Source organism: Mesorhizobium sp. (assembly GCF_024509055.1).
In the GTDB taxonomy this organism is placed as follows: Bacteria; Pseudomonadota; Alphaproteobacteria; order Rhizobiales; family Rhizobiaceae; genus Mesorhizobium.
Genome location: NZ_JANINM010000166.1, coordinates 1 through 3,583, shown reverse-complemented (window position 1 = coordinate 3,583; position 3,583 = coordinate 1). Strand labels below are relative to the sequence as shown.

The window sequence follows — 3,583 nt, the reverse complement described above, 5'->3', positions numbered from 1 at the left end:
AACAGCGCGATCACCGCGATCGCGATCCAGGACAGCACCGGAATACCGAGCAACGCGGCGCGCTGGAAATTGATGAACGCCGGGCTCATCTGATCTGCATTGACCCAGGCGCCGCCGGAGACGACGAAGGTCGCGCCGCGATAGATGGTGAGCGTGCCGAGTGTGACCACGATCGAAGGGATGTTCAGCCGCCAGACCAGGAAGCCGTTGATGGCGCCGAGCACCAGCCCGACAGCGAGGGCGATGACGATCAGCAGCGGGATAGGGATCGCTGGGTGCGCGGCATTCAGCATCGCCACCACCATGCCGGTGAAGCAGAGGTTGGACGCCATCGAAAGATCGATCGAGCGGGTCAGGATCACCACCATCTGCCCGAGCGCCAGGATCATGAGGATCGCGGTGTCATTGAACACCTGGCGCAGATTTGCCGGATCGGCAAAGCCCGGAAAGCGCGTTGAAATCAATCCGATCAGCACCACGATACCGGCCAGCAGCCAGATCTCGCGATATTTGAGGAAGCTCTTCATGCCGCGATCCCCGCTGCCGTTCGAACCAGCGTCTCGGCATCTAGCCCCTTGTTGTCGTAGGTAGCCGCGATGCGGCCCTCGCGCATGACGACGACCCGGTCCGACATGCCGAGGATTTCGGGCAACTCGGACGAGACCATGATCACCGAAAGACCTTGCGCGACGAGTTCCGCCATGAAGCCGTGCACGGCGGCCTTGGAACCGATGTCGATGCCCTTGGTGGGCTCGTCGAGAATGATCACCTTGGGCGTAGTGGCCAGCCATTTGGCGATGACCACCTTCTGCTGGTTGCCGCCGGAAAGCGTGCCGACATCCTGGCTGAGCGAGGAGGCGCGCAGGTCGAGCCGTTCGGTGTAGGAGCGCGCGAGCGCGAACTCTTCCGCCAGGCGAAGCATGCCGGACTTTGAGGTGCGGCCGAGCGAGGGAAGAGAGACGTTCTGGAAGATCGGCAGGCCGATCACCACGCCCTGCTTGCCGCGCTCTTCCGGCACGTAGACGATGCCCGCCTCGATCGAATCCGCGGCCGATCTCGGCGCAAGGGAGTTGCCATCCAGCGAGATCGTGCCTCTGCTGGTGCGGGTGATGCCTGCGATCGCCTGCATCACCTCGCTGCGCCCGGCGCCGACCAGCCCGTAAAAGCCGAGGATCTCGCCCTTGCGCAATTCAAAGCCGATGTCGTCGAACTCCGTCGGATGCGACAGGCCCGAAACCGACAGCACCGGCGCTCCGATCTTCGGCTCGCGCTGCGGGAAGATGTGGTCGACGTTGCGGCCGACCATCATGCGCACGATCTCGTTCTGGCCGGCGTCCTTGAGCAGGCCCTCGCCCACCATCTCGCCGTCGCGGAAGACGGTGTAGCAGTCGGCGATGTGGTATATCTCGTCGAACTTGTGGCTGATGAAGAGCACCGCCTTGCCTTCACTCTTCAGGAACTCGATCAAGAGGAAAAGCTCCTCGATCTCCTTCATCGAGAGCGCCGCGGTCGGCTCGTCCATTATGACGATGCGCGCGTCGATCGACATCGCGCGGGCCACGGCCACCAGATGCTTGTTGGCGATGCCGAGGTCCCTGAGCCGGGCATCGGCGTCGATATGGCCGGCCCGCATCGTCTCCAGCACCTCGCGCGCATTTTTGCGCATGGTGCCCCAGTCGATGGTGCCGAAGCGGGTGCGCGGCGCGTGGCCGAGGAAGATGTTTTCGGCGACCGACAGATCGTCGAACAGAACCGTTTCCTGGTGGATGGCGGTGATGCCGTGGCCGAAGGCGGCATGCGCGCTGGGCAGTGTCGTGGCCTCACCATCGATGCTGATTTCGCCGGCATCGGGCTGGTAAATGCCGGTCATGATCTTGACCAGCGTCGACTTGCCGGCGCCGTTCTCGCCGATCAGCGCCGTCACCTGGCCCGGATAGAGCGACAGGCTGACATTGTGCAGGGCGCGCACGCCCGGGAAACTCTTGGAGATGCCGGAGAGCGTCAGGCGCGGGCTTGCGCCCTGTGCCGGATCGGAAGGCTTGAGCCCATCCGTCGCCGCCTTGTGTTGGGCTGTCGTGTCCATATCCGTATCAGGCCCTGAGAGAAGGTCCGTCTGAAATTGCGGCGGGACGAGTGCCCCGCCGCACGCTTGAAGGCGCCAGGATCAATAGATCTTGGAGAACTTCTCGATGTTGGTCTTGTCGAACTGGAAGGGCGGAGCCATCGCGGCCGAGTTGTTCTCGTCGAGCGTCACCTTGCCGACGCGACCGATCGACAGCGTTGCGCCGGGCTTTGCCTCGTCCTTCTTCACCGCCAGGTCATGGGCGAGGTAGATCGCCGAGTAGCCGAGGTCGATCGGGTTCCACAGCGCGACCGCTTGGGATGCGCCATTGTCGATGAACTTCTTGAATTCCGACGGCAGGGCGAGGCCGGTGACGTTGACCTTGCCGATCAGGTTCTCGTCGGTGACGACCTGGGCGGCGGCGACGACGCCGACGGTGGTCGGCGCGATGATCGCCTTGAGGTTCGGATAGGACTTCAACAGGCCCTTGGCCTGGTCGGTACTTTTGGCCGAGTCGTCGTCGCCATAGACGGTGGCGACCAGCTTGATCTTCGGGAATTTCTCCGGCAGCACCTTCTTCGCCGCCTCGATCCAGGCGTTCTGGTTGGTCGCCGTCGAGGACGCCGACAGAATGGCGACGTCGCCGCCTTCCGGCAGGTAGTCGGCGGCGAGCTTGATGATGGTCTCGCCGATCAGGCCGGTGTCGGAGGGGTTGAGGTGGAGCTGGCGGCCTTCCTTGGCGACGCCGGAGTCCCACGAGATAACGGTGATGCCGCGTTCCATCGCCTTCTTCAGCACCGGCACCAGAGCGTCGGCGTCATTGGCTGAAACAGCGATAGCGTTGACCTTCTGCGCGATCAGCGAGTTGATGACCTCGATCTGCGCCTCGGCGGTCGCCTTGGTCGGGCCGGTGTAGATGACGTCGACGTCGCCCAGCTCCTTGGCTGCTTCCTCGGCGCCCTTGTTGGCGGCGTCGAAGAAGCCGTTGCCCAGCGACTTCACCACCAGCGCGATCTTGACGTTCTCGGCATAGGCGGCATTCACGAACATGGCTGCGGAAAAGGCCGCCGTAACCAGCAGTTTCTTCAAAAAGCTCATCGAATATCCTCCCTTGAGCGTTGCATTCCATCGCCGCTGCGGGCGCGAGTTGTCCTCAGGCCTGCAGTGAAGATTCTTCCTTGTCGCTTGACTGTTTGCTGGCGACGATCAGCGTCACCCCAGCTGTTTCCAGCATCTTGGCCTCGCGGTCCTCGATGCCGTCATCGGTGATCACGGTGGCGATGCGCGAAAGCCCGCACAGGATCAGGCTGGAGCGCATGCGGAACTTGGACGAGTCGACCAGCACCACCAGCTCGTCGGCCTGGTCGATCAGTTTCTGCTCGGCCTGGATCAGCAGCGGATCGCCCTCCATCAATCCGAGCGGTCCCAACCCTTGAGCGCCCATGAACATGCGACGCGCATAGAAATTGCGCGTCACGTCATTGTCGAAGGGCGACAGGATGATGTTCTGCTCGCGGTAGA

Annotated in this window: 3 protein-coding genes and 1 pseudogene; all 4 read right to left on the bottom strand. The window is 63.0% G+C overall.

The genetic code is table 11. From position 1 onward, the window contains the following. Nucleotides 1-527: ABC transporter permease (locus Q0L57_RS08125; RefSeq protein ID WP_296740928.1), on the bottom strand; the 527-nt coding region annotated here is incomplete at its 3' end. Then, entirely contained in the window at nucleotides 524-2,083 is a 1,560-nt protein-coding gene (locus tag Q0L57_RS08120; protein WP_296740926.1) for a sugar ABC transporter ATP-binding protein, read from the bottom strand. The genes Q0L57_RS08120 and Q0L57_RS08125, both read right to left, overlap by 4 nt. An 81-nt stretch (nucleotides 2,084-2,164) precedes the next feature. Further along, complete coding sequence (rhaS, locus tag Q0L57_RS08115) at nucleotides 2,165-3,160, bottom strand: rhamnose ABC transporter substrate-binding protein (protein ID WP_296740924.1); 996 nt, start codon at nucleotides 3,158-3,160, stop codon at nucleotides 2,165-2,167. 55 nt (nucleotides 3,161-3,215) lie between these two features. Beyond that, nucleotides 3,216-3,583: pseudogene (locus Q0L57_RS08110) on the bottom strand (DeoR/GlpR transcriptional regulator); the annotation flags it as partial.

Coding starts and splice junctions, on each gene's coding strand:
- rhaS (WP_296740924.1), bottom strand. CDS start 3,160: ATGAGCTTTTTGAAGAAACTGCTGGTTACGGCGGCCTTTTCCGCAGCC.
- Q0L57_RS08120 (WP_296740926.1), bottom strand. CDS start 2,083: ATGGACACGACAGCCCAACACAAGGCGGCGACGGATGGGCTCAAGCCT.